The sequence below is a fragment of the Paractinoplanes bogorensis genome (assembly GCF_018829635.1).
In the GTDB taxonomy this organism is placed as follows: Bacteria; Actinomycetota; Actinomycetes; order Mycobacteriales; family Micromonosporaceae; genus Actinoplanes; species Actinoplanes bogorensis.
In genome coordinates, this window is the sequence record NZ_JAHKKG010000003.1 from 503,604 (window position 1) to 529,508 (window position 25,905).

The following is a 25,905-nucleotide window of genomic DNA, read 5'->3' on the forward strand; positions in this document are numbered from 1 at the left end:
CAGTGACGGCGACAGGGAACGGGGCGGCGGATGCCGGACGGTTCGGACAGTGAGTATCTGGCCTTTGTGGACGGCCGGATAGCCGGTCTGCGGCGGGCGGCCTATCTGCTCTGCGGGGACTCGCACGCGGCGGACGACATCGTGCAGGAGACGCTGACCAAGCTCTACACGCGCTGGTCGCGGATGGGCCATGTGGAAAACCTGGACGCGTACGTCAACACGGTGCTGGTCCGGGTCTTCCTGGACGAGCGCCGCCGCGGCTGGTGGCGCGTCGCGCTGCTCGACTGGTTGCCCGAACGGGCCGCCGCCCCGCAGGCACCGGTGCCGGTCGAGGAGCAGTCCTTCGTCCGTACGGCGTTGATGGCGCTCGCCCCACGCCAGCGCGCGGTCGTCGTGCTGCGCTTCCTGTGCGACCAGCCGGTGAAGGACGTCGCCCAGTATCTGGGGGTCTCCGAGGGCACGGTGAAGAGCCAGACCTCGCTCGCCCTCGACCGGCTGCGCCAGCTGTTCGATGCCGCCACCGTCCAGGACCGGCGATGACCGAGGAAACGAGAGACATGACCGATAATGACCACGCCGTACGGATCCTGCGGACGTTGCCCGACCAGCCCCCGGCCCCCTCGACCGTCGATGTGGCCCGCACGATGACCGAGGGCCGGCGCCGACGGCGGATGCGCCGCTGGGCGGCCGGCACGGCGACGGCAGCGGTGACCGTGGTCGCGGCGGCCGGGGCAACCGTGTTGATGCGGGAGACGCCACCCGCCCCGGCACCACCGGTAGCCGGCCCGTCGACGAAGGCCACCCCGTCGCCGAAAGCCGGCCCGGTGGTGCCGGTCCCGACCGGCTGCCAGGTGACCAAGCTGCCCACCAGCGGCGTCACCAAGGCCCTGACCACGGCCGGCGACCCGAGCGGCCGCTATCACGCCGGGCGCGTCTATCCCGACGGCGCGTCCGTGCGCACGGTGATCTGGGACAACGGGAAGCTGCGGCCGGTGCCCGCGATGCCCGGGCTCGACGCCAGCTTCGAGGACATCAACTCGTCCGGCGTCGCCGTCGGCTACAGCTTCGACGACGCCGGAGAGCAGGCGTACGTGCTGCAGGGCACCCGGGTGACCCGGCTCGCCGGAGGCCGGGCCGCCGCGGCCGCGATCAACGACGCGGGCGTCATCGTCGGCACGCTGGGCGAGAGCCGGTCGGCCGGCTTCCCGGCCCGGTGGTCGTCGCCGTCGGCCACCCCGGTCAAGCTGCCGATGCCGTCCGGGTTCACCGGCGGTGACGCGGTCGCGGTGGGGGAGGACGGTACGGTCGTCGGCCGGATCTATCGCCCCGACACTGACGGCACGGGCTACCTCTGGCTCGCCGACGGCACCGCCCGGCTGATGCCGATGCCGACCGTCGACGGCGCCGAGGCGACCGCCTTCTGGCCGGAATCGATCAGCGGCGACGGGGTGTTCGGGCGGGCGGTGCGGGACGACGGGGAGGCGCGCACCTTCGCCTCGTACCGGTACCGGATCTCGACCGGGAAGTACGAGCCACTGCCGGCCGAGCTGGGCCCGCCGGCGATCGGCGCCACCAACGGCCGGGTGCTCGGGACGACCAACGACAACGCGGCGGTCATGATCGCCGGCACCGAAGTCGTCAAGCTGCCCAAGTACCAGGGTCTCAAGGAGTACGTGGTGACCAGCCTGAGCGCCGACGGCAAGGTGGCCTCCGGTTACTCCACCGACACCACCCCGGAGGAAGCAGTGGCCAACCGTCCCCTGACATGGACCTGCCGGTAGGAACCCGTCACTATCCTCGCCGTCATGGTGCTTTCCGGACGGCGGGTGGACATGATCGTGGCCGCGGCGGTGGCCGGGCTCTCCACCTGGTGGTGGCACCAGTTCCGGTTCGGCGGGCTGGTCTTCGGGCTGCTGGCCGGGCGGTGCTGCTCGAGCGTCGCCGCCGGCCGCTGCCGGTGCTCGCGGCCGTGGTGGTGCTGACCGGGGCCGGGCAGCTCTCCGGCTTCGCCGCCGTGGTCTGGGCGGCCGCGCTGACCATGCGTTTTGTGCGGCAGCAACGGGTCACCGCGGCCGAGCGCCGGGACGCCGCCGAGCGCGAGCGGACCCAGCTGACCCGGCTCGCCGTGGCCGAGGAGCGGGCCACGATCGCCCGGGAACTGCACGACATCGTGGCGCATTCGCTGTTCCTGGTCACCGCGAGCACGGACGTCAGCCTGCTCCCGCCCGAGCTGGTCGACGTGGTGCGGGCACAGCCGGAGATCGGCGCGGTGCGTCCCGACGTCCAGACCGACGGCGGCCTCTCGATCCTGCTCGACCTTGCAGGCCGATCCGGCGCCCGGCGTCTCCGACGATGACGCCCGGGCCGCCCTCGACCGGGCCCTGCTCGGCTTCCCCGAGGCGGTCGTCTACGACAAGGCGCAGTACGTGCAGTGCCTGAACGCCCGGCTCGACCAGGGCGGGCCGACCCTCGTGATCCCGTGGGAGCGGCTGGCCGTGCTGGTCGCCGTGGCCGTGCTCGCGGCGCTGACCGCCTCGGTGCTACCGGCCCGGCGCGCGGTCCGCCACTCGGTCACCGCGAACCTCGCCGCCGAGTGAGCGGCCGAGCTTGCCGCCGACCTCGCCGCCGGGTGAGCGGCCAAGCTTGCCGCGACGTTAACGCAGGATGCATGCATACAATCGGCCGCACCTGGATACGTACGGGAAGAGGGTGGTTTGTGGCTTTTAAACGGCTCTGAGCTGCGACTTCATCTCATGGAAACAGCCTATTGACCGTGCCCTGGATCACATGCCAGTCTGCGATTGCGTACAACTGGCGCCGACAAAGGGGTGGCACGGTGGTCGAATTCTCGAGAGCCGGGAGACGGCTCCGTCTAACTAGCGCGATGATCGGACTGGCCGGCCTGCTGCTCACCGCGAGCGCCTGCGGGGGCGGCGACGACAGCGGGGACAGCGGCGCGGCCGGTCCGGTCAACGACGCGTACACGCAGCAGGCGGCCGAGCTGATCAAGACCGGCACCAACGGCATGCTGTATTTCGAGGGGGCAGAGAAGGACATCACCCTCGACAAGATCAAGCCCTACCAGGACTGGTCGGGCCCGACCCAGTCGGTCAAGCCGGCGGCCGGCGCCAAGATCGACGTGATCGTCTGCAACATCGGCACCTCGTGCGAAGAGGTCGGCAAGAAAGTCCAGAGCATCGCCCAGGGCCTGGGCTGGACCGCCGAGATCCTGGACGGCCAGGGCAGCCCCGAGGGCTTCCAGAAGGCGTTCTCGACCGCCGCCGCCAACAAGCCGGACGCGGTGATCACCATCGCCATCCCGGAGAACCAGGTCGCCGACGGCATCGCCGAGCTGCACAAGTCCTCGATCCCGGTGGTCGGCGTCTCGGCCGTGGCCGAGGGCGGCGCCGAGAGCTTCGACGCCCACGTGTCCAGCCGCGAGACGTTCCAGGCGGTGCTCGAGGTGACCAAGGCGATCGCCGACTCGGGCGGCAAGGCCAAGGCCGTCTTCCTGTGGGATGTCGGCTATCCGCACCTGGTCGAGGCGCTCAACACCAGCAAGAAGGTGTTCGAGGGCTGCACCGGCTGCCAGCTGCTGGAGGTGCGCGAGCGGACCCTCAAGCAGGCACTCGACCCGATCGAGATGCAGAACATCACGACCTCGCTGCTCCAGAAGTACGGAAACGATCTGCAGTACATCTTCACCCCGTACGGAAACGGGGTGGAGAGCATCACGGCCGCGCTGCAGGCGGCCGGCCGCACCGACGTCAAGGTGATGAGCAAGAACGCCGAGCCCGAGCGCCTGGCCGCGGTGGCCAAGGGCACCCAGTTCGCCGACTTCGGGGCGGTGCGCGGCTGGAACGCCTACGCCGCGGTCGACCAGGTCAACCGGCTGCTGGCCAAGCAGGAGCCGCTGCCCGACGCCGAGCAGGGCATCCCGGCCACGGTCTTCGACAAGACCAACGCACCGCAGGACGGCAAGGTCAACTGGGACAGCTACGTCAACTACGCCGAGCGGTACACGCAGATGTGGAGCGCCGCGCAGTGACGGCGCCGGTGCTCGAGGTGGCCGGGGTGTCCAAGTCGTACGGACGGGTCCGGGCGGTCACCGACGTCTCGTTCGAAGTGCAGCCCGGCGAGATCCTCGGCGTGGTGGGCGACAACGGCGCCGGCAAGTCGACGCTGATGAACATGGTCAGCGGCGCGGTCGCCCCGGACACCGGCGAGATGCGGATCGGCGGGTCCGCGCTCAGCCCGCACACGATCGGCCACGCCCGCGCCCAGGGCGTCGAGATGATCTATCAGGACCTCGGCCTGTCCGACAACCTGAGCATCGTCGAGAACGTCTTCCTGGGCCGGGAGTGGACCTCCGGCCCGCGCGGGGTTCCGGTTCTGCGGAAAAGAGCAATGCGTTCCCGTACGCGGGAAGTGCTGGAGAGTCTGGGAATCGACCTGCACGACATGGACGTGCTGGTCGAGGGCCTCTCCGGCGGTCAACGGCAGATGGTCGCCATCGCCCGCGCCCTGGTCACCGCGAACACCCCACGGGTGATGGTGATGGACGAGCCCACGGCCGCCCTCGGCACCACCGAGTCGCAGGGCGTCAACGAGCTCATCGTGCGGCTGCGCGACCAGGGCTACGCGGTGATCGTGATCAGCCACCGCATCCCCGAGGTGCTCGAGCTGGCCGACCGGCTGCTCGTCATGAAGGGCGGCCGGCGCGTCTTCCACGGTGACACCGCGACGCTCGACGTCGAGCGGTGCGTGCAACTGATCGTGCAGGGGGATCAGGCATGACACTTCTGAAGGAGCGGGCGAAGGTACGGCAGAGCGCCGACCGCTCGGCCGCCGGGCTCGGGGAGCGCCTGGTCGACGGGGTGGGCCGGTTCGGGCTGATCGGCCTGCTGGTCCTGGTGATCGCGCTGTTCTCGGCGCTCAGCCCGGACACGTTCTTCACCACCACCAACTTCCGCCTGATCCTGGTCAACCAGACGGTCACCGTGCTGGTGGCGCTGGCCGCGACGATCCCGTTGCTGGCGCACTATCTGGACGCGTCGGTCGGCCCGATGCTCGGCCTGGCCCAGGGGCTCTGCGTCTGGCTGGTCGTGAACGGCACGCCGATCGGGATCGCCGTCGTCCTGACTCTGCTGGCCGGCGTCGTCGTCGGACTGCTGAACACGCTGCTGGTGCTCAAGTTCGGGATGACCTCGATCATCGCAACGCTGGCCTCGGGCAGCCTGCTGGTCGGCCTGCTCTACGCCATCACCGGTGGCCGGGTCATCTTCGAGAACGTGCCCGACGGCTTCACCACGATCGCGCGGGGCGACCTGTTCGGCATCCCGCTGCCGCTGATCTACGTGACGCTGATCGTCCTGGTGCTCGAGTTCCTGGTCGTGTGGACGCCGTTCGGGCAGCGGCTCTACGCGATGGACGGCAACCTGCGCGGTGCGGCCCGGGCCGGCATCAACGTCAATTCCTATGCCGTACGGGCGTTCGTGGGCGCCGCCGTGCTCTCCTCGGCGGCCGGCATCCTGCTCGCCTCGCGCATCGGTTCGGCCCAGCCCACGGTCGGCCAGCAGTTCCTGTTGCCGGCGTTCGCGGCCGCCTTCCTCGGCGCCGCGGTGCTGCGCCCGGGCCGGGTCAACGTGCTCGGCACGGTCATCGCCGCCTACTTCGTCAGTTTCACCATCGCCGGCCTGCAGCACCTGGGCGCGCCGACCTGGATCGAATTCATCTTCAACGGCCTGGCCGTCATCGCCGGTGTCTCGCTGGCCGCGTTCGCGGTCAAGCGCCGGCGGCAGCTCGCCGTACGCCACGTCGAGCGCCTCGAACAGGGCGCCGGCCACACGGAGGGAAGGGCAGCATGAAGGACGACTTCTTCGTCTTCGACAACGCGATCCACATGTACAAGCTCACCGAGGACAACGTCGACTTCCAGCACGGCGGCATCGAACGCACCAACGCGCTGGTCGAGTACGCCAAGAAGTTCTCCGGGCCGGGCTACCCGTACGACGACATCACCGGCCGCGAGCTGGCCGTCGAGGACGCGTACCGGCTGATGTTCGACGAGTCGGACACCGACATCGCGATGGCCCAGACCGTGCCCAGCCACGGTGGCTGGAAGCTCGGATTCTCGCCGGCCGAGAACAACTGGAAGCTCAAGGAGGCGTACCCCGACCGGGTCCTTTTCTGCGGCGGCGTCGACCCGATCACCCACGGCCACTACGGCGCCGTGAACGAGGCGATCCGCCAGATCAAGGAGTGGGGCGCGGTCAGCTTCAAGTTCTATCAGGCGCACTCCGGCGGTGTGCACTGGCAGATCGACGACCGCCAGGTGGCCTACCCGCTGTGGGAGGCGCTTCTCGAGAACGGCGTCAACAACGTCCAGTTCCACAAGGGACTCGCGTTCAACACCCAGCACATCAAAGACCTTCAGCCGTACGACCTGGAGCGCGCGGCCCAGGACTTCCCGGAGATGAACTTCATCGTCCACCACCTGGGCGACCCGTTCATCAACGAGACCATCAACATCGCCGCCCGCTACGAGAACATCCACCTCGCGCTGACCGCCTGGATCAATCAGTATCCGGTCGCGCCGCGGGCCGCCCTGCACGCCATCGGCAAATGCCTGATGCACGTCGGGCCGGACCGGCTGCTGTGGGGTTCCGAAGCGTTCGTGTGGCCCAAGGTGCAGGCCTACATCGACCTGTTCGCCGGCATGGAGATGCCCGAGGACCTGCAGGACGGCTACGGCTATCCGCCGCTCACCCACGAGGTCAAAGCGAAGATCTTCGGGCTCAACTTCGCCAAGCTGATGGGCATCGACGTCGACGTCAAGCTCAAGGAGCTCTACGGCAACGGCAAGAAGAAGGGCAAGAAGGCGACCAGGAAGGCGGCGCGTCATGGCAAGTGAGCGCAAGAAGGTCGCGAAGCGCGCCGATCAGGCTCTCGAAGGCAAGGTGCGTCAGCTCGTCGAGGCGCACGGCGGCGGCATCACCGTGGACGTCTCGTCCGAGGGCAACGCCCACATCACTTTCCACGGGCGGTGTGCGGCCTGCCCCTCGGCGCCCGTGACCATGGGCTCGCTCGTGCGGCCCACCCTGCTGCAGGTCGAGGGGGTGCGTTCGGTGTCGCGCGACAGCACCGTTTCGCCGTACGCGGAAGCCCGGATCCTCAAGATGTTCGGCCTCGACGACAAGGAGTGCTCATGACCTCGGACTTCGCGGACGGCCCGCTCACCGGAGTCCGCGTCGTCGAGGCCGGGGTGCTGCTGGCCGGCCCGTTCGCCGCCCAGCTCCTCGGCGACTTCGGGGCCGAGGTGATCAAGGTGGAGGACCCGTCGGCCGGCGACCCGATGCGGCAGTGGGGGCGCGAACGCCCGTACGGGAAATCGCTCTGGTTCCCGGTCGTCGCCCGCAACAAGAAGTCGGTCACCTGCAACCTGCGGGTGCCCGAGGGCCAGGCGATGATGCGCGAGCTGCTGCGCACGGCCGATGTCTTCGTGGAGAACTTCCGCCCCGGCACGCTCGAACGCTGGGGTCTCGGGCCGGACGAGCTGCACGAGCTCAACCCGAAACTGGTCGTGGTGCGGGTGACCGCCTTCGGCCAGGACGGGCCCTACTCGAGCCGGGCCGGCTACGGCTCGATCGGCGAGGCCATGGGCGGCATCCGCTATGTCACCGGTGACCCGTCCACCCCGCCGAGCCGGATCGGGGTCAGCCTGGGCGACTCGCTGGCCGGCACGTTCGCCGCCCTGGGCGCGATGATGGCGCTGCGGGTGGCCGAACGCACCGGGCAGGGCCAGGTGGTCGACAGCGCCATCTACGAGTCGGTGCTGGCGATGATGGAATCGCTCATCCCCGAGTACGCGATCGGCGGCTACACCCGCGAACGCACCGGCTCGATCCTGCCGAATGTGGCCCCCAGCAACGCCTATCCGACCCAGGACGGCGGGACCATCCTGATCGCGGCCAACCAGGACACCGTGTTCCGGCGACTGGCCGACTGCATGGGCCGGGCCGAACTGGCCGAGGACCCGCGATACGCCACCCACGCGGCCCGCGGCGAGAACCAGGTCGCCCTGGACGAGCTGGTCGCCAAGTGGACCGAGAAGTTCGACCAGGCCCCGCTGCTCGAGATGCTGCACGCCTCCGGGGTGCCGGCCGGCTCGGTCTACACGGCGCGGGAGATGCTCTCCGACGCCCACTTCGCCGCCCGTGAGGCGATCGTCGAGCTCGACCACCCCGAGTTCGGCGCGTTCCCGATGCACAACGTCGCCCCGCGTCTGTCGTCGACGCCGGGCCGGCTCCGCTGGGTGGGTCCCTCGCTGGGCGAGCACACGGACGACGTGCTGCGCTCGGTTCTCGACTTCGACGACGACCGGATCGCCTCACTCCGCGCCGCGGGCGCCATCTGAATTGGGGATTGCCATGCCTAAGAACGTCATCAAGAAGCCGTCGATCTCGGCCGCGGCCGCGCGCGCGATGATCGCCGCCGCCACCGCCAAGGCGGGCGAAATGGGTTTCGCGGTCACCGTGGCCGTGGTCGACGAGAGCGGGGTGCTCAAGGCGTACGAGCGGATGGACGGCGCCGTCCACGTCAGCGTGCAACTGGCGCAGGACAAGGCGTTCACCGCGATCGGCTTCGGGCTCAGCACCGACGGCTGGTACGACTTCATCAAGGAGGACGGGCCGCTCGCGATGGGTGCTCCGGCCGGGATCGACCGGCTGGTCACCTTTGGCGGCGGCTACCCGGTGAAGGTCGACGACGTGGTGGTCGGCGGGATCGGGGTCAGCGGTGGGCACTACACGCAGGACATGGAGGTCGCGCAGGCCGGCCTGAAGGCGCTCAGTTGACCGTCGAGATCGTCGAGGTCGGCCCGCGCGACGGCCTGCAGAACCATCCGGCCGTGGTGGCGACGGCGGACAAGGTTTCGCTGGTGGAGCGGGCGGTCGCGGCCGGCACGTCCCGGGTCGAGGTGACGAGCTTCGTCAACCCGGCCCGGGTGCCGCAGCTGGCCGACGCCGATGCGGTGATGGACGGCGTGCGGTCGGTGCCCGGGCTGACCCGGATCGGGCTGGTGATGAACTCGCGTGGGCTCGACCGGGCCCTCGCGGCGGGGGCCGACGAAATCAATTTCGTGGTGGTCGCGAGCGACACGTTCAGCGTCCGCAATCAGGGGATGCCGTTCTCGTCCTCGGTCGCTCTGGTCCGGTCGTTGCTGCCCCGGGTTCACGACGCCGGCTTGCGGGCCTCGCTCACGGTCGGGGCCACGTTCGGGTGTCCGTTCGAGGGTTCGGTGCCACTCGACCGGGTGCTGGGGATCGTTTCGGATCTCGACGGGGTGGACGAGGTCTCGCTGGCCGACACGATCGGGGTGGCGGTGCCGTCCGATGTGGACAAGGCGTTCACGCGGGTGCGGTCGGTCACGGGGGCGCCGCTGCGCTGCCACTTCCACAACACGCGGAATCTGGGGTCGGCCAATGTGCTGGCCGCGGTCGATGCGGGGGTGCGGGCGGTGGACGCCAGCATGGGTGGGATCGGTGGTTGTCCGTTCGCGCCGGCCGCGACCGGGAATGTCGCCACCGAGGACGTGGTGTACGCGCTCGAGCGGTCGGGGCATGTCACCGGTGTTGACCCCGAGGTTGCGGCGGCCAATGCGATCTGGCTCGGCACGGTGCTGGGCGAGCCGGTGCCGGGGTTGTTGAGCCGATCCGGAGGCTTTCCGTCCGGTTTTTCAGCTTTTGCGGCCAGCCATCCCGAGCCCCCACCCGCCCTGGGGAGTGGAAGAGAAGATACGCCCTGTCAAACCGCCGGACCGAGTTATCCACAGGGGGAGTCGTGACCGAGGTCGAGCTGAAAGTCGAGCAAGGCGTCGCGACCATCACTCTGTCCGCGCCGAGAAGGCGCAACGCGCTGACTGTCGACATGGCCCGCCAGCTCATCGACGCCGCCCACACGGCCGGCCACGACCCGTCAGTTGGCGCCGTCGTGGTGTGCGGCCAAGGCAGCCACTTCTGCGCCGGCGCCCATCGCGACGTCCTCGCCGCCGCCGAGAAGGACCCGGTCGGCGCCGGACCCTACGAGGATCTGGGCACGCTCTACGAATCGTTCGCCACGGTCGGCAAGCTCGGCGTCCCGGTGATAGCAGCCGTTCGGGGCTCGGCCGTCGGCGCCGGCGTCAACCTGCTGCTCGCGGCCGACGTGCGGATCGTCGCCCGCGACGCCCGGATCCTGGCCGGCTTCACCGCGATCGGCCTGCACCCGGGCGGCGGTCACCTGCTGCTGGCCGCGACCGCGATGGGCCGTCAGGGGGCGGCCGCTCTCGCCCTGCTGGGGCAGGAGATGGACGGCGAGGCCGCCTACCGCGCGGGGCTGGCCTGGGAGTGTGTGGACGACGACCAGGTCGACGCCCGCGCCTTTGAGATCGCCGAGAGCGCTGGACGCGACCCGGAACTCACGAGGCGCATCACCGCCTCGTTTCGCCGCACGGTGCCGCCCTCGCCGAACGACTGGGAGGTCGCGCTCGAAGCCGAACGCGCTTCCCAGCTCTGGTCGCTGCGCCGCCGAGGGGAGAAGTCATGACCGGACCCCTGCACGGGCTGCGGGTTCTCGACCTGACCGGGACGTTCTCGGGCCCGTACTGCACGCTGATGCTGGCCGACCTGGGCGCCGAAGTGATCAAGATCGAGCCGCCGGGCGGGGACATCGCGCGGCACCTCGGTGCGAGTCGCGAACCGGGGCTGGCCGCCATCTTCCTCAACATGAACCGCGGCAAGAAGAGCGTCGTGCTCGACCTCAAGACCACGGAGGGGCAGGCGGCGCTGCATCGGTTGCTGCCGACCGCCGACGTGCTGGTGCACAACATGCGCCCCCGCGCGGCCGAGCGAATCGGTCTGTCCTACGCCGCCGTGGTCGCTTCGAAGTCCGACATCGTCTACTGCGCCATCCCCGGCTTCCGCAGCGACGGCCCGGACGCCGACCGCCCGGCCTACGACGACGTCATCCAGGGCGCCTCGGGCATGGCCGCGTTGCAGAGCATCAATCAAGAGCTTCCCTCGTACGTCACCACGCCGCTGGCCGACAAACTCACGGGGCTGACCGCGGCGCTGGCCATCGTGGCCGCCGTACGGCACCGGGATGTCACCGGTGACGGGCAGCGGGTCGAGGTGCCGATGCTGGAGACGACGATCGCGTTCGCCCTGTGCGAGCAGCTCGACGGCTGGACGTTCGAGCCGCCGACCGGTCCGCCGCTCTACCCCCGTACGGCCGCTCCGAACCGCCGCCCGTACGAAACCGCCGACGGGCACCTGTGCGTGATGGTCTACACCGGCGAGCAGTGGGGCCGCTTCCTCACCCTGGCCGGGCGCGCCGATCTGTTGCGGCACCCGGATTTCGACACGGTCGGGAAGCGGATCGCCAACGCCGACGCGCTCTACGCCGTGGTCGCCGAGGTGCTGCGGACCCGGACCACGCTGGAATGGATCGAGGAGCTCGAGCGGATCGACGTGCCGTGTGCGCCGCTGACCTCGTACGAGGAAATCCTCTCCGACCCGGCCCACGCGGCGAGCGGCTTCGTGTCCTATCACGACCATCCGGTGGCCGGGAAGCTGCGCTCGATCGGGTCGCCGATGATCTTCTCGGGCGCCGAGGTCGCGGTCGACCGGCACGCGCCGACACTGGGCGAGCACACGGACGAGGTGCTGGCATGACGTGGCGCGAACAGGTTCGCGAGCAGGTGGACGCGTGGCGCCGCGACGGGGTCTTCACGCCGCGCTCGGACAGCTGGCTCACCGGTTACGACGAGGACTTCAGCCGGCGGCTCGGCGCGCGCGGCTGGATCGGGCTCACCTGGCGGGGGCGCGGTTTCCTCGACCGGTTCGTGCTCACCGAGGAACTGCTGCGCGCGGGCGCACCGGTGGCCGCGCACTGGATCGCCGACCGGCAGATCGGGCCGGCCGTGGCCCGGCTCGGGTCGGCGAAGTTGAAAGCCGGGCTGCTGCCCGGCATCGAAGCGGGCGAGGTGCGCTTCTGCCTGGGCATGAGCGAGCCGGACGCGGGGTCGGACCTGGCCTCGGTCCGCACCAGGGCGAGACGGACCGACGGGGGCTGGCTGCTCGAGGGGCAGAAGGTGTGGTCCAGTCACGCCCATCGGGCCACCCACGCGTACGTGCTGGCCCGCACCTCGACCGAGGAGCACAAGCACCAGGGGCTGACCGAGTTCGTGCTCGACATGACGTCGCCGGGGGTGACGGCGCGGCAGATCCCCGACCTGCGCGGGCCCGGCCACTTCTGCGAGGTGTTCCTCGACGACGTTTTCGTACCCGACTGGGCGGTGCTCGGCACGGTGGGGGACGGCTGGCGGCAGGTGACCGGTCAGCTGGCCTTCGAACGCGGCGGACCGGAACGGGTGCTCAGCACCTACCCGTTGCTGGCGTTGACGATGGCGGCGGCCGGACCGGCCGACGCGGGCCGGGTCGGCGAGCTGGTGGCCCGGCTGACCGCGCTGCGGCGGCTGGGCAAGCAGGTGGCGGCCCGGATGGACGGGGGCGAGGCGCCGATCGGGCCCGCGGCCACGCTGAAGATGCTGGGCAACCGTTTCGAGGTCGACGTGATCGAGGCCGCACGGGCGGTGCCGGGCGTGCCGCGGGCCGCCATCGACGAGGCACTGCTGGCGTCGCCGGGGTTCTCGCTGCGGGGCGGCACCACCGAGGTGCTGGGCGTCGTGATCGCCCGCGAGGCGATGGGGGCGGTGGCATGAGCCTGCCCGACGTGGAGGAGGCCGCGGTCAAGGTGCTCGGGGCCGCGGTCGACATGCGGGACGCCGCCCGGATCACGCTCGATCAGGGCTGGCATCTGCTCGGCGTGCCCGAATCCGAGGGCGGGATGGGCGGAACGCTCGCTGACGTGGCCGGCGTGGTGCGGGCGATCTCCGCGGCGGGGCTGTCGTCGCCGCTGCCCGAACTGCACGCGCCTGTCGTTCTTGCTGTAGCTAACCGCGTGGTTGTGCCCTGGGGCGACGGCGAGGAGAACATCGCGGGGGAGCCGTATGCGGTTCTCGCGTCCGGATCGCCGTCCACCGGCGCGACCCTGACGCGCTGGCGGATTCTCCACGCCGCCCGGCTCGTGGGCGGCTGCCAAGGGGCGGCTTCCCGCACGGCGGCCTACGCGGCGACCCGCGCGCAGTTCGGGCGGCCCATCGCCCGGTTCCAGGCCGTGTCCGCGCTCGTGGCCGAGGCCCACGCCCAGTCGGTGCTGGCCGCGGCGGGCCTGGAGGCGGCACTGGCCGACCCCGGCAACGATTTCGTGGCGATCGCCGCCCTGGCCACCGCGAGCCGGGCCGGGGGAGTGGTGGCCCGGGTCGCGCATCAGGTGCACGGGGCCATCGGCATCACCCGGGAACTGGGCCTGGAACGGCTGACCCGGCGCTTGTGGGCGTGGCGTGACCTGCCCGGCGAGGCGGAACTCGAGCCGCTGCTGGGGCTTCTGGGCGAACAACGAGCGTGGACATTGGGGGCCGGCGATGAGTGACGGACTGGCGGGCAAGGTCGTGATCGTCACCGGGGCCGGTTCCGGCATCGGGCTGGCCATCGCGACCGCCTTCGCCGAGGCGGGTGCGCGGCTGGTGCTGGCCGACCTTGACGTGACCGGCTGCGCGCATCTCGGGGCGGTGACGGTGAAAGCCGATCTCGGCACCGCGGCGGGTGCGGCTTCGGTGGTGGACAGCGCGATCTCCTCGTACGGGGGAATCGATGTGCTGGTGAACAACGTCGCGCTGGCGCCGTACCGGGAAAGCTTCGAAGGTATCGACGACGCGGCGTGGCAGCGGACCTGGGACGTGAACGTGATGTCCTGCGTCCGGCTCTGCCGCGCGGTCCTCCCGGTCATGGCGGAGCGCGGCGCTGGCAGCGTGGTGACCGTCGGTTCGGAGGGGGCCCGGCATCCGAAGCCGTACCTGATCGATTACGGGGTCACCAAGGCGGCGCTGCTGAGCCTGGCCAAGGCGCTGTCGATCGAGTACGGCGACCGCAACGTGCGGGTCAACACGGTGGCGCCCGGCCCGACCCGCACCGCGACGATGGACACGTTCCTGGCCTCGCTGGCCGAGCAGCGCGATATCGATGTCGCCGCGGCGGCCGACTACTTCGTCCGCGAGATGCGCCGGCTGCCGCTCGGCCGGATGAACGAGCCGGCCGACGTCGCCGAGGTGGTGCTGTTCCTGGCCGGGGACCGATCGCGGCAGGTGACCGGATCGGAGTACGCGGTCAACGCCGGGTCGACGGCCTCGATGTAACTTGTTCACGGAACGGGGGTGGGTGGGATGGTGCGCGCCAAAGAGGGTGCCTACGAGTCGATCAAGAGCAGGATTCTGGACGGCAGCTACGAGCCCGGGGCGAAACTGTCCGAGGAGGAGCTCGCGGCGGCGATCGGGGTCAGCCGGACTCCGGTACGGGAAGCGCTCCGCCGGCTGCACGCCGAGGGCCTGGTCGACTGGGCGGCCAACCGGGGTGCCACCATGCCCGCGTGGAGCGAGCAGGACCTCGAGGAGATCTTCGAGCTGCGGGCGCTGCTCGAGGGCTACGGCGCCGAACTGGCCGCAGCCCGGATCAGCCCCGACGAGATCACCCGGCTGCGCGAGCTGACCACCGCGATGGAGGAGAGCGCCGCGAGCCAGGCCCCCGACCGCGCCGACAAGATCGCCGTGCACAACGCCGAGTTCCACGCGATCATCCTGAGCGCGGGCCGGAACCGGCGGCTGAGCGCGCTGCTCGGCGCGGTTGTGCAGACGCCGCTGGTGAACCGCACGTTCCGCCGCTACGACGACGCCGCTATGGCCCGCAGCATGGCCCACCACCGCGAGCTGATCGACGCGTTCGAGGCGGGGGACCGGGCGTGGGCGGGCTCGGTGATGCGGGCCCACATACTGGCTGCCCGCTCCACCCTCGGCGCCGTCTAGCGGCCAGTCAGAGTGGCATCGGGTCGACGTCGCAGTCGGCGCGGATGCTCCGGAGGGCGTTCAGCGTCGCGGGATGGTGTTCGCCCAGCCGGGCGCGGAGACTGGTGAGCGTGTCCGAGAAGATCTTGTCGGCCGTGCTGTCCCGTCCCAGCGCGCGCAGGTCGAGCGCGAGGTTGACCCGGACGGCGAGTGTCGCGGGGTGGCCGCGGACGAGCACTCGCTCGGATCGGCTCAGGGTGTCGGTGTCACGCTCGTAGGACTCCTGGTAGCGGCCCATGACGTGCAGGTCACTGGCCAGGTTGGTGGCGCAGGCGAGCGTGATCGGATGATCCTCGCCCAGGGTCGTCCGCAGGGTCTCCCATGCCGTGCGATCGTTCTCGTACGCCTCCTCCAGGTCGCCGGTCAGCCGGAGCACGACGGCGAGGTTGGTCCGCGCGATCAAGGTGTACGCGTGTCGTGCGCCGAACGTCCACGTGTAGCGGGCGACCGTCTCGTTCGCCAGTTCGCGGGCCGCGCGCAACTCGCCGTTCTGGCGCAGGTCTATCGCGTAGCCGACCGCGGTCGCGATGGTGTCGGGGAAGTCTTCGCCATAGCGTCGCCGGTATCGATCCAGGGTGTCCGCGGCCAGCCGTTGCGCACCGTTGTGGTCGCCGGCCTTGCGGAGCGAGATCGCCAGTTGCCGCGCCGCCTGGAGGGTGGCCGGTGCGTTCTGGTCGAAGGCGGCGAGGACCCGGCGGTGGAAGGCGTGGAAGTGCGGGGCGGTCTCGACGAACGCGCCACGCTCCCGCAGGTCGATCAGCCGGGCCGAGAAGGTGTTCAGGGTCGCCTCGTCGTCATTGCCGAGAACCATCACGCGGCGGCGGTGCGTGTCCTCGTCCAGCTCGTGGGCGCGCTCGAACTCGCCGTTCCATCGCAGGCTGACGCCCAGACTGTGGGCGAAGACCAGCGTGGTCGGATCGTCCGCCCCGAACTCGTTCCGGGCGATCTCGAATATCCGCTCGTCAAGATCGCGCGAGCCGGCGAAGTCGCCCTCGGTGCGCCGGTCGATCGACACGGCGTGCATGGCTCTGATGGTGCCCTCGTCCCGGTCTCCGAAGTTCTCCCGGAAGATGGCCAGCGTCTGCCGGTTGAGCTCGCGGGCCTCGGCGAACTTGCCGTTCGTCCACCGCATGAAGCCGAGCCACTGGGCCATCCGCAACGTCCGCTGTGCGGACGGGCCGTTGCTCGCCCGCCAGAGTCCCAGCGCTTCCTCGGCGAGCGCTTCGCTGCCGGCATGGTCGCCCCAGTGATAGAGGAACCGCACCATGCCGTCGACCAGTTGCTGAACCCGGGGATCGGACGACTCCACCGCGCGGGACTCCGCGATGTGGGGCTGCAGTGTCTGATAGAGCCGCCAGCCGGCGCGGTGGCCGGGGTTGTTCGGTGTGTTCTTCGCCAGCAGGGTGTGCGCGCCGCGGCGCATCACGATCCGCTCCTCGCCGGTCATCCGGCCGAGGAGGACGGCCCGCACCAACCGGTGGATCTGCAGGGCGTTGCGAGCGTGGTCGATCTTGGCCAACGCGTACTTCTGGATGTCCCGGATCGCCCGGCTGACCAGGAAGGTGTCGTTCAGCATGGAGTCGAGCTCGACGGTGATGGGGGCGCCCGGCGAGCCGGCGAAGAGCTCACGTGAGATCGGCTCGGGGGCGAGGAACGAACAGATCTGAAGGAGCTGGAGCGCGGCGGGATTGACGTCTCGGAGCCTCTCCAGCGAACGTTCGAACGCGGCGGCGACCGAGTCCGGATAGTCGACGGACGGTGAGGTGCCGAGTATCTCGATCTGCTTCGCTTCGAGCAGGGTGACGTATTCGTCGACGCTCATCCCGGTGGCCGCGCGCCAGGCGGCGGCCTGCTCGATGGCGAGTGGCAGGTCGCCCAGCGTGACCGCGAGGCGCTCGGCCGAGAAGTCGGACAGTCCCGGATCGCGGCCGAGCAGGAATGCCTTGCTCTCCTCGCGCGTGAAGACGTCGACCTCGATCGAGCGGGTGACGCGGGACCAGTCGAGGTCTCGCGAGGTGACCAGGATCCGGCCGGCGCCTCCCGTGGGGAAGAATCGCTGGACGTCGTGCGGTGCCTCGGCGTTGTCGAAGACCAGGAGCCAGTTCCGGTAGCCGGTCGCGCCGGTGCTGAGGGCTTCCCGCACGGCCGGTACGGCAATATTGGCCTCGGCTCCGACGTCGAGTTGCAGACGCACCGCGAGTTGGGTCAGCGACGACAGGATCTGCGACTCCCGTTCGGCCGGAATCCACCAGATCAGGTCGTACTCGGCGCTGTGCCGATGAACGTATTCAATCGCCACCTGAGATTTGCCGACACCACCCGTACCGTGCAGCGCCTGCGGAAGTACAGCAGCGTGCTGAACGCCGGAGAGCGCTTCATGGATGTCCTCGAGCAGCGCCTCCCGTCCCGTGAAGTTCGGGTTGCGCTGCGGAATGTCGCCCCAGATGGCGGTGTGGTGCTCCAACGGACGTCGCGCGGCAACGGGAGGCATGTCCTCGCCATGGACGGTGCCGTGATGATCGTCGGCACCCTCCCAGCCGGCGTCAGCCGCCGGCTCGTCCGACCTGTCGCGAACCACGCTGTCAACATCGGGGGCCACGGCGTCGTGCTCAACGGGCGAGCTTTCCGTCTCGCTCGGGTCGGACCGCGGTGGGAACTCTCCGATGATGCCCAACCGCGTGGCCTGCTCGTCGGCCCACTGCTCCAGTTCGGCTCGCAACGGCCCGTTCACCCGCGTCGCGACGTCACGGACGAAGATCCAGGCCTCCGGAGCCGGTTCCTGCCAGGCGGACCAGGAGCACAACACCGTGAACTCGGCAACCAGACCCTGCTCGGCCCGGTGGAGCAACTCGCGGATCCGGCGCATCTCGACGTCCGGGATCAGGCTGTGGAACGAGGCGTCCTCGATGAGCCGGACCGCTCGTCGGCTGGGCAGCACATCGGGGGCCATGAGGGTGAGCGCCATCTGCAGGGCGCGCAGCCCACCCGGATGGCTCAGGCACGCGCGCACGATCCGTCCGACGTGTAGCTGGGCGGAAGGATTCTCCTCGACGCCGGGAAGGTCCACCAGGTCGCCGCGGACCAGCTGCACGAGCAGCCGCCGGTCGGGCAGGGCGTCCATGAAGGGAATCTCGACCAGGGCTTCGATCAGAGCGTGTTCCAGCTCCGCGGCAGGACTTCGCTTCACCGTCCTCAGGGTACTTCCGCGGCCCGGAAACCGCGGCGGCGGTGGGAGCGCATCACGAGCAGTCCACACACCACCACGAGCCCGGCCACGATCAACAGCAACCCCGGCACGGCCACGCCCGTGATCCCGGCCGTCGCGGACAACAGCGTGGGCACCAGGAAGCCGCTGTACGCGATCGCGTAGAACACCCCGGTCGACGCGGCCAGATCGGACGGCCGGGCGATCCGCTGCACCTCCAGGATCCCGGAGGTCATGCCCATCCCGATGCCCGCGCCGGCCACTACCGCGGCCACCACGCCGAGCGGCCACGACATCCACCACACGGCCGCCGCGATCAGCACGGTGGAAACGACGATCAGGGCCAGCGCGATCAGCAGCCCCCGCCCGACCCGTTTGGCCCACGGCTGCACCAGCGCCGACGCACCCAGGGCCACCGCCGTGAGCAACGTGGCGTACGCGATCCCCAGCCCACCCGTGGCCGGCGCCAGCAGCACCGGCAGGTAGCCATAAGCGAGCGCCGCCGCCGCGAACACCCAGGGTGCGGCCACCACCAGGACGTGACCGACGGCGGGCACCCGCAACGGGTGATGAGCCCGCATTCCCGTCTCGGGGACCCGCCGCACCAGCCAGGCGAACGGCAGCGTCAGCACGATGTGGATCACGAACGGGAGTTGTTCGGGCCATGGCCCCCACTGCGCGATCAGTCCGGCCACCACCGCACCCGAGGCCGAGCCCAGCGAGAACGACAGTGCGGCCCGGCGCGCTCCCGCGGATCGGTCGGCTCCCACGTCGTACGGTGGCTGGGAAAGCTCTTTCAACCAGGTCGTGCCGACGCAGGTTGCGGTGCCGACCGCGACGCCGGCCAGGAACCGGCCCAGGCAGATCATCAGCGGGCCGGTCTCGCTGAACGCGAGTGCGACGCTGGTGGCCAGCGCGGCGACGACCCCGGCCAGCATCACCGGGCGGCGGCCGTGGCGGTCGCTGAGGGCGCCGCTGAGCAGGAACGCCGGGATCAGCCCGAGCACGTAGACGCCGAGGAAGGCGTTGACCGCGGTCGTCGAGTAGTGCTGTTTCTGCTGGTAGAGCAGCAGCAACGGGCTGAACTGGTTGCCCGCCCACGTGCAGAAGAACATGACGGCGAAAACCGAGACCCATTCCCGCGTACGCGTGGAAACCCCCGCAACCGCAGCCGTCACAGCAACCCCTGGTGGCGCGCGAGGTGCCGGTCGAGGACGACGCCGTACCCGTCGGCGTCGTGGGCCCGCAGCCGGGCGGCCATCTCGTGGTGGTCGGCCAGCGTCTCGGACAGGGCCAGTTCCGTCGACGTCAGGACGGCGTACGCGAGACGCAGTTGACGGTCGCGCAGCAGATCGAAGAAGTGGGCCGCGATCGGGTTGCCGGACAACGCGACGACGGTGGCGTGGAAGTCGGTGTCGGCCTCGACGAACGCGTCCACGTCGCCGGCCGCCATCGCCGCTTCCTGCCGGTCGAGCGGGCCGCGCAGGGCCGCCGCCACCTCGCCGGGATCGCGGCGTCGGGCGGCGACCCGGGCCGCTGCCGTGCGCTCGAGGGCGTCACGCATCTCGAGGACGTCGGCCGCCTCGCTGATCGGGATCGGCGTGACCACGGCGCCCTGCCGGGACGAGAGCCGGATCAGCCGCTCGGCCTCCAGGCGCAGGAAGGCCTCGTGCACCGGCGTGCGGCTCAGCTCGAGCTCGGTGCAGATCTGCCCTTCGCTGAGCCGGTCGCCGCCGGCCAGCTCGCCGCGGAGGATGCGGTTCTTGGTGTACGCGTATGCGCGCTCGGCCGCGGAGATGGTCACGCCGCACACCCTACCTCATGCATGCATCGTTGCATGCAACGGTCGGTTATTCTGTCTTTTCCCGGCATTTCGGGAGGCCCGCTGCCAATGTAAGAACCGTGGGAAAGACCCCGGGGGCGGTCTCGCGCTGGGCCTGCGTGGCCGTCGCCGCCATGCTCGTCGCCCTCGCGTTCCAGGTCACGACGCTGAGCGCGCTGGCCGGGCTCATGCTGGCCTCCGCCGTCCTCGTCATGGGGTCGATCGTCGCCGGCATCCGGATGTACCGGCCGTGGTTCGCCCGGGCCTGGTGGCTGATCCTGCTCTCGGTCGGCCTGGCCCTGGCCGGCAACATCATCTGGGCCACGGTCCTGCCCAGCGCGGTCACCAGCAACGCCGCCGCCATCAACATCATCTACGGCGTCACCTACCCGATCCTCTGCTTCGCCGTCGCCCTGCTCCCCAACCACGGCCGGCCCGGGGCGATGCGGATCGGCATGATCGAGGGCGCGATCATCGCGTGCGGCACCGCGGTCGTCTGGTGGATGCTCTTCGTCGACCCGACCCTCGCCGACGTCGGCGCCCTGGACACCCACGCCTACCTGCTCGTCGAGCCGTTCCTCGACCTGGTGCTGCTCGGCCTCGGCGTGCGGCTGCTGTTGCTCAGCGACTCCCGCTCGGTCTCCTACTGGCTGGTCGGGGCGTCGTGCGCGGCCCGGCTGGCGGCCGACACGGCCTATCTCGCGTACGGCAGCCAGGCCGGGTTCCCGACCGTGGTCAGCATCGCCGGCTGGGTGATCTGCAACGGGCTGATCGCGGTGGCCGCCCTGCACCCGTCCATGGACCGCACCGTCGCCCTGCCCGAGGACGGCGTGAACGTGGGCCGGCACGTCGCCAACCGCATCTACTCCGGCACCGTGGTGGCCACCCCGGTGCTGACCGGCGCCTTCCTCCTGCACGAGGGCGTGACCAACCAGCTGAGCAGCATCGACGTCGTCGTACCGTGCCTGGCCACCGCGGTCACCTCGGCCCTGGTCGTGCAGCGGATGCGCCAGCTCACCCGGACCGCCGCCCGCCGGGCCGCCGACCTCGAGGCGGCCCTGCACAAGGAGGCCGAGCTGCGGCAGGAGCTGCGGTTCCGCTCCGAGCACGACCCGCTGACCGGGCTGCCCGGCCGGTCCGTGCTCTACGACCGGCTGACCCATGCGCTCGGCTCCGGCCGGCCCGGGGCCCTGCTGCTGCTCGACCTCGACGGGTTCAAGGACGTCAACGACCGCTTCGGCCACGCCCTCGGCGACGACCTGCTGGTGCAGGCGGCCGCCCGGCTGCGCATCCTGATCGAGAAGGACCTGGTGGCCCGCCTGCACAGCGACGAGTTCGCGGTGCTGCTGGGCGACGCCACCGCGATCGACGCCCGGTCCGCGGCCGATCAGGTGCTGTCGGCGATGCGGCGGCCGCTGCCGGTGCAGGGTCACGAGCTGTTCGCGACGGTCAGTGTCGGCCTGCGTGAGCTCGAGGTCGGCATGATGCCGGCCGATCTGGTGCAGGACGCCTACGTGGCCCTGCACGCGGCCAAGGAAGCGGGCCGCGACCAGGTGGTGCTCTTCGACCAGCAACTGCGGGAGAAGAGGCTCGAGGCGGCCCGTACGGTCGAGCGGCTCCGCGGCGCGATCGAGCGCGACGAGTTGCTGGTGCACTACCAGCCGCTGGTCCGGCTGGCCGACGAGCGCATCACCGGCGTCGAGGCCCTGATCCGGTGGCAGCCGCCCGGCGAGCGGATGGTGCCGCCGGACCGGTTCATCGGCCTCGCCGAGGACAGCGGGCTGATCGTGCCGATCGGTGCGTGGGTGCTGCGCGAGGCGTGCCGGGTGGTGGCCGGCTGGCATCGCGAACACGGCACGGTGGTGTCGGTGAACGTCTCGCCCCGGCAGTTGCGCGAGCCCGACTTCGGGGTCACGGTGCTGGACGCGTTGCGCGAGTCGGGTCTGCCCGCCGCCGCGCTGATCCTGGAGATCACCGAGGGTGTGCTGGTCGACGCCGGGACGGTCACCGAGCAGGCGATCGGCCACCTGAGCATGCTGCGCGCCCACGGCGTACGGGTGGCGGTCGACGACTTCGGCACCGGCTACTCCTCGCTGGCCTACCTGCGCGACCTGCCGATCGACAACCTCAAGATCGACAAAGCCTTCATGCCCGCGCCCGGACCGCCCGACCAGGCCGCCCGCACCCTGGTCAAGGCGATCATCGACCTGGCCTCCGGGCTCAGCCTGAGCACGATCGCCGAGGGCGTCGAGACCGCCGAGCAGGTGGCTCTGCTGCGCGAGCTGGGCTGCGACCGCGCGCAGGGTTACTACTACTCCCGCCCGGTCCCGGCCCCGGACGCGGCCGTCCTGATTCTGCAGTCCGCGGGCGCCGGTTCTCCTCAACTCGGGTCGCGCTAGGCCGATCTCAGCCGGACGTGCGGGTGAGAGAACTGTGGGCGGCGGTGGCGCTGCCCAAGGATTTGCTGGACCGGCTCCGCTGGCTCTTCATGGGCCTGCTTCTGATCATGGTGCTGGTGTCCTACCCGATGCTCCTGGTCGTCAGCGACCGGCCGGTCGTGGTCCGCGTGCTCGCCGTGGTGCTGCTGACCGGCGCGGGACTGTGGTGGTCGTGGTGCTACCGGCGGGGCCGGTTCCCGATGGCCGGCCTGCTGATCGAGGGCGCCGCCTTCGTGGCGTGCGTCCTGACCGTGGACGACCCCCTCAAGGCGGTCAGCCTCTTCTACGTCGTGATGAACTTCCGGAGCCTCTACGGATCGTTCCGCCAGGTCGCCGGCAGTGTGGCCGTCGGGCTGGCCTTCTTCCTCGGCGCCCTGTTCCTGGCGCCGCACCTCGGCTCGCCGGACCGCACCGATCAGATCTTCAACGTCCTCGCGGGCATTCCGATCGTCGCCGTCATCATGCATGTGGTCGCCCAGACCAGTGCTTTCGCGGCCCGATCGGCGGCCCGGGCGCGACTGCTGTCCCGCAGCGGGCTCGCGATCGCCGAGAGCACCGGATCGGCCCAGGTCCGGGCGGTCGGCCTCGACGCGGTCCGCGAGCTCGTCGCGTCGGTTCCCGGCACGACCGTGGAGTTCGTCGGTGCCCCGGCCCGCCCGACGGCCGGCCGATCCCTCCTCGACCTGCCGATCCGCGTCGACGGGTCGGTGGTCGATCATCTGCGCATCGCCGGCCCGGGTCCGCTCCCCGCCGAGTTCGGCGACTCCCTGTCCGTGCTCGGCGCCCAGCTCGATCTCGGGTTCAGCAACGCCGCCCTGACCGAGAAGCTGCGGCACCAGGCGGAACGGGACGCTCTGACCGGCCTGGGCAACCGCCGGGCGGCCGAGGACTACATCGCGGCCGCTCTCGAGCGCGGGCCGGTCGGCGTGATCCTGCTCGACCTGGACGGGTTCAAGGCGGTCAACGACGGGCTCGGGCATGCCGCCGGGGACGCCCTGCTGGTCGAACTGTCCCGGCGGATGAGCGCCCTGATCGGCCCGCGCGACCTGCTGGCCCGGCTCGGCGGCGACGAGTTCCTGATCTTGCTCGGCGACATCGGCGGTGAGGACGAAGCGCTCGCCCTCGCCGAGCGGGTTCTCCGAGCCGTACGGGAGCCGGTCCCCATCGGCGACGGCACGGTGACCGTCGGGGGCAGCATCGGCGTCGTGACCGGCGGGTCGGGGGAGTCCCTGCTCGCCGCGGCCGACATCGCGATGTACGAGGCGAAGCGCGCCGGCAAGAACCGGATCCGCTCAGCGGTGAGCCACGTTGGCGAGCGCCCGATCGCCGTCGTAGTGGGCCAGCACGCGACGGTCCATCACCCGGTGCCATAGGGGCGGGACGAGCGCCAGCACGAGCATCGTCGCGTAGCCCGCGGGCAACTGCGGGGACACGTCGAAACTGCGCAGGGTCTGATAGCGGCGCAGCGGGTTGGCGTGGTGGTCGCTGTGCCGCTGGAGCTGGAACAGGAAGACGTTGGTGACCAGGCGGTCGCTGTTCCAGCTGTGCCGGGGATCGACCTTCTCGTAGCGGCCGGCCGCGTTGCGCTGCCGCCGCAGCCCGTAGTGCTCGAGGTAGTTCACCGCCTCGAGCACCGAGAACCCGACCACCGCCTGCAGCACCAGGAACGGCAGCACCGCCGGGCCGAAGGTGATCGTCAGCGCGGTGAACAGGACGACGGTCATCGCCCAGGCGTTGAGGATGTCGTTACGCCAGGTCCACGGGTTGCGCGAGCGCAGCCGGTGCCGGCTGGTCTCCAGTCGCCACGCCGACCGCAGGCTACCGACGACCGTACGGGGCCAGAACCGGTAGAACGACTCGCCCAGCCGCGAGCTGGCCGGATCTTCGGGAGTGGCCACCCGTACGTGATGACCGCGGTTGTGCTCGACGAAGAAGTGGCCGTAGCCGGTCGGAGCGAGCGCGATCTTGGACAGCCACCGCTCGGCCGACTCGCGCTTGTGGCCGAGCTCGTGGGCTGTGTTGATGGCGATGCCGTTGACCAGGCCCGCGGTGAGGATCAGCCCGGCTGACGGGCCGGTGACCCAGGCCGCGCAGCAGACGATCAGGGCCGCGTACTGCGCGGGCAGGAACAGGTAGGTGATCCACCGGTAGTAGGGCGAGGCCTGCAGCGCCGGAACCACCTCGTCCGGCGGGTTGGCGCGGTCGTCGCCGATCGCCAGGTCGATGAGCGGGATGACGCCGAGGATGAAGACCGGCGTCAGCCACCAGGTGCCGAGCAGCAGGGACACGAACGGCAGCACGGGAACGACCAGTGCGAGTGGCCACAGGGGCCGCTTGCGGTCACGCCAGGCATCCATGTCCGTCATGCTTTACACAGATGCGTCTGCTGTCAAGAAGATGTACGCTATGCGCCATCCGGTCCGATGGTGGACGCCCGGATCCTCAGCTCGCACGACACTCGGATGATCTCGTGCCGCTGCGGTTCGCCCTGGATCGCCGCGAGGAGCAGTCCGCCCGCCACCTTGCCCATCTCGTGCAGGGGGAGGGCCACTGTCGACAGTGGGGGTCGCTGGTGGACGGCCAGCGAACGGTCGTCGAAACCGATGACGGCGACGTCGCCGGGGATGGTGAGCCCGCGTTCCAGCACCGCGGCCATCGCCCCGGTGGCGAGATCGTCGCTGCCGCAGAAAATCGCGTCCGGCGGTTCCGGGCCGGTCAGCATGGCCGTCGCGAGGGCGAAACCGTCTTCAGGGGACCAGGACGACGCGTGCTGGACGAGCCCGGGTTCGAGCGGGAGGCCGGCCTCGCGGATGGTCGCGGTGAAGCCGTCGAGTCGCTCGCGGGTGGCGTCCCACGAGGCCGGGCCGTTGAGGAACGCGATCCGGCGGCGGCCGATGCCGATCAGGTGCCTGGCGGCCAGCTCGGCGCCGCTGCGGTCGTCGGGCAGGATGCTCGGTACCGGCTCGGCGGCACCGTATTCGTAGAGAAAGACGTAGGGCGTGCCGGGCAGGGGGAGGGCCGGGCCGGAGCGCGGGCGGACCCGGTTGCCGGACATGATGATCAGGCCGTCGACCTGGCGGTCGAGCAGGCGGCGCAGGTGGCGGCGCTCCTTCTCGGGGTCGCCGTAGCTGTTGGCGAGCAGCACCGACACGTCGTAGGCCGAGGCCGCGTCCTCCACCCCGCGCATCAGGGCGTTGGTGAAGATCCCCTCGAGGTCGTCGGTGAGGATCGCGATCGTGTCGGTGTGCCGCGCACGCAGGCCGCGGGCGACGGCGTTGGGCCGGTAGCCCAGCCGTGCGATGGTCTCGAGAACCCGCGCGCGCACCTCGGCGCCGACGTCGGGCCGCTCGTTGATGACCTTGGAGACGGTCGCGGAGGAGACGCCGGCGATCGCCGCGACGTCGCGCATGGTGACCCGCTCGGACACGGCGCTCCCTAAACGATT

Annotated in this window: 26 protein-coding genes; 21 read left to right on the forward strand and 5 right to left on the reverse strand. The window is 70.4% G+C overall.

Features of this window, described 5'->3' with window-relative positions; translation table 11 throughout:
• The first annotated feature begins 30 nt into the window (after positions 1–30).
• From KOI35_RS10500 to KOI35_RS10585, 19 genes are all read left to right on the forward strand, one after another.
• Positions 31–540 (forward strand): SigE family RNA polymerase sigma factor, encoded by a 510-nt coding sequence (locus KOI35_RS10500; RefSeq protein ID WP_215785999.1) that lies wholly within the window; start codon positions 31–33, stop codon positions 538–540.
• Positions 541–557: 17 nt separating this feature from the next.
• Positions 558–1,781 (forward strand): hypothetical protein, encoded by a 1,224-nt coding sequence (locus tag KOI35_RS10505; protein ID WP_215786001.1) that lies wholly within the window; start codon positions 558–560, stop codon positions 1,779–1,781.
• Positions 1,782–1,805: 24 nt separating this feature from the next.
• Positions 1,806–1,982: a hypothetical protein gene (locus KOI35_RS47240; protein WP_246612873.1), complete on the forward strand. Its 177-nt coding sequence runs from the start codon at positions 1,806–1,808 to the stop codon at positions 1,980–1,982.
• A complete protein-coding gene (locus KOI35_RS48340; protein ID WP_308120894.1) occupies positions 1,925–2,356 on the forward strand; it encodes a histidine kinase in 432 nt (143 codons plus the stop codon). The genes KOI35_RS47240 and KOI35_RS48340 overlap by 58 nt, the downstream gene beginning before the upstream one ends.
• Positions 2,319–2,597, forward strand: a complete 279-nt coding sequence (locus tag KOI35_RS10515) for a hypothetical protein (protein ID WP_215786004.1) — start codon at positions 2,319–2,321, stop codon at positions 2,595–2,597. The genes KOI35_RS48340 and KOI35_RS10515 overlap by 38 nt, the downstream gene beginning before the upstream one ends.
• A 287-nt stretch (positions 2,598–2,884) precedes the next feature.
• Positions 2,885–4,048 carry a substrate-binding domain-containing protein gene (locus KOI35_RS10520; RefSeq protein ID WP_215786006.1) on the forward strand — a complete coding sequence of 388 codons (1,164 nt, stop codon included), beginning with the start codon at positions 2,885–2,887 and terminating at the stop codon, positions 4,046–4,048.
• Positions 4,045–4,797 carry an ATP-binding cassette domain-containing protein gene (locus KOI35_RS10525; RefSeq protein WP_215786008.1) on the forward strand — a complete coding sequence of 251 codons (753 nt, stop codon included), beginning with the start codon at positions 4,045–4,047 and terminating at the stop codon, positions 4,795–4,797. The genes KOI35_RS10520 and KOI35_RS10525 overlap by 4 nt, the downstream gene beginning before the upstream one ends.
• A complete protein-coding gene (locus KOI35_RS10530) occupies positions 4,794–5,867 on the forward strand; it encodes an ABC transporter permease (protein WP_215786010.1) in 1,074 nt (357 codons plus the stop codon). Before KOI35_RS10525 ends, KOI35_RS10530 begins: the two co-directional genes overlap by 4 nt.
• On the forward strand, positions 5,864–6,913 hold the full coding sequence (locus KOI35_RS10535; protein ID WP_215786012.1) for an amidohydrolase family protein: 1,050 nt from the start codon (positions 5,864–5,866) through the stop codon (positions 6,911–6,913). The genes KOI35_RS10530 and KOI35_RS10535 overlap by 4 nt, the downstream gene beginning before the upstream one ends.
• Positions 6,903–7,211 carry a NifU family protein gene (locus KOI35_RS10540; RefSeq protein WP_215786014.1) on the forward strand — a complete coding sequence of 103 codons (309 nt, stop codon included), beginning with the start codon at positions 6,903–6,905 and terminating at the stop codon, positions 7,209–7,211. The genes KOI35_RS10535 and KOI35_RS10540 overlap by 11 nt, the downstream gene beginning before the upstream one ends.
• Positions 7,208–8,416, forward strand: coding sequence for a CaiB/BaiF CoA transferase family protein (locus tag KOI35_RS10545; protein WP_215786016.1), 1,209 nt, complete (start codon positions 7,208–7,210; stop codon positions 8,414–8,416). The genes KOI35_RS10540 and KOI35_RS10545 overlap by 4 nt, the downstream gene beginning before the upstream one ends.
• A 13-nt stretch (positions 8,417–8,429) precedes the next feature.
• Positions 8,430–8,855 (forward strand): GlcG/HbpS family heme-binding protein, encoded by a 426-nt coding sequence (locus KOI35_RS10550; RefSeq protein WP_215786019.1) that lies wholly within the window; start codon positions 8,430–8,432, stop codon positions 8,853–8,855.
• On the forward strand, positions 8,852–9,844 hold the full coding sequence (locus KOI35_RS10555) for a hydroxymethylglutaryl-CoA lyase (protein ID WP_215786021.1): 993 nt from the start codon (positions 8,852–8,854) through the stop codon (positions 9,842–9,844). Before KOI35_RS10550 ends, KOI35_RS10555 begins: the two co-directional genes overlap by 4 nt.
• On the forward strand, positions 9,841–10,584 hold the full coding sequence (locus tag KOI35_RS10560) for an enoyl-CoA hydratase-related protein (RefSeq protein WP_215786023.1): 744 nt from the start codon (positions 9,841–9,843) through the stop codon (positions 10,582–10,584). The genes KOI35_RS10555 and KOI35_RS10560 overlap by 4 nt, the downstream gene beginning before the upstream one ends.
• Complete coding sequence (locus KOI35_RS10565; RefSeq protein WP_215786025.1) at positions 10,581–11,711, forward strand: CaiB/BaiF CoA transferase family protein; 1,131 nt, start codon at positions 10,581–10,583, stop codon at positions 11,709–11,711. Before KOI35_RS10560 ends, KOI35_RS10565 begins: the two co-directional genes overlap by 4 nt.
• Positions 11,708–12,760: an acyl-CoA dehydrogenase family protein gene (locus KOI35_RS10570; RefSeq protein ID WP_215786027.1), complete on the forward strand. Its 1,053-nt coding sequence runs from the start codon at positions 11,708–11,710 to the stop codon at positions 12,758–12,760. Before KOI35_RS10565 ends, KOI35_RS10570 begins: the two co-directional genes overlap by 4 nt.
• Positions 12,757–13,530 carry an acyl-CoA dehydrogenase family protein gene (locus tag KOI35_RS10575; RefSeq protein WP_215786033.1) on the forward strand — a complete coding sequence of 258 codons (774 nt, stop codon included), beginning with the start codon at positions 12,757–12,759 and terminating at the stop codon, positions 13,528–13,530. Before KOI35_RS10570 ends, KOI35_RS10575 begins: the two co-directional genes overlap by 4 nt.
• Positions 13,523–14,293 (forward strand): SDR family NAD(P)-dependent oxidoreductase, encoded by a 771-nt coding sequence (locus tag KOI35_RS10580; protein WP_246612874.1) that lies wholly within the window; start codon positions 13,523–13,525, stop codon positions 14,291–14,293. The genes KOI35_RS10575 and KOI35_RS10580 overlap by 8 nt, the downstream gene beginning before the upstream one ends.
• 27 nt (positions 14,294–14,320) lie before the next feature.
• Complete coding sequence (locus KOI35_RS10585) at positions 14,321–14,956, forward strand: GntR family transcriptional regulator (RefSeq protein ID WP_215786035.1); 636 nt, start codon at positions 14,321–14,323, stop codon at positions 14,954–14,956.
• Positions 14,957–14,963: 7 nt separating this feature from the next.
• On the opposite strand, the gene fxsT is transcribed toward KOI35_RS10585, so the two are convergent.
• Genes fxsT through KOI35_RS48860 form a run of 3 tightly spaced genes read right to left on the reverse strand, consistent with a single transcriptional unit; the run spans position 14,964 to position 20,004 of the window.
• A complete protein-coding gene (gene fxsT / locus KOI35_RS10590) occupies positions 14,964–18,182 on the reverse strand; it encodes an FxSxx-COOH system tetratricopeptide repeat protein (RefSeq protein ID WP_215786038.1) in 3,219 nt (1,072 codons plus the stop codon).
• Positions 18,183–18,187: 5 nt separating this feature from the next.
• Complete coding sequence (locus KOI35_RS10595) at positions 18,188–19,378, reverse strand: MFS transporter (RefSeq protein ID WP_215786040.1); 1,191 nt, start codon at positions 19,376–19,378, stop codon at positions 18,188–18,190.
• On the reverse strand, positions 19,375–20,004 hold the full coding sequence (locus KOI35_RS48860) for a GntR family transcriptional regulator (RefSeq protein WP_215786042.1): 630 nt from the start codon (positions 20,002–20,004) through the stop codon (positions 19,375–19,377). Before KOI35_RS48860 ends, KOI35_RS10595 begins: the two co-directional genes overlap by 4 nt.
• A 98-nt stretch (positions 20,005–20,102) precedes the next feature.
• Between KOI35_RS48860 and KOI35_RS48865 the strand changes: the two genes are divergently transcribed.
• Both KOI35_RS48865 and KOI35_RS10610 read left to right on the forward strand, forming a co-directional pair.
• Positions 20,103–22,421 carry a putative bifunctional diguanylate cyclase/phosphodiesterase gene (locus KOI35_RS48865; protein WP_215786044.1) on the forward strand — a complete coding sequence of 773 codons (2,319 nt, stop codon included), beginning with the start codon at positions 20,103–20,105 and terminating at the stop codon, positions 22,419–22,421.
• Between the two features lie 23 nt (positions 22,422–22,444).
• Entirely contained in the window at positions 22,445–23,833 is a 1,389-nt protein-coding gene (locus KOI35_RS10610; RefSeq protein WP_215786047.1) for a GGDEF domain-containing protein, read from the forward strand.
• Here the strand turns inward: KOI35_RS10610 and KOI35_RS10615 are convergent.
• Entirely contained in the window at positions 23,753–24,826 is a 1,074-nt protein-coding gene (locus KOI35_RS10615; RefSeq protein ID WP_215786049.1) for an alkane 1-monooxygenase, read from the reverse strand. The genes KOI35_RS10610 and KOI35_RS10615 overlap by 81 nt on opposite strands.
• A 38-nt stretch (positions 24,827–24,864) precedes the next feature.
• A complete protein-coding gene (locus KOI35_RS10620) occupies positions 24,865–25,887 on the reverse strand; it encodes a LacI family DNA-binding transcriptional regulator (RefSeq protein ID WP_215786051.1) in 1,023 nt (340 codons plus the stop codon).
• Between the last annotated feature and the right edge of the window lie 18 nt (positions 25,888–25,905).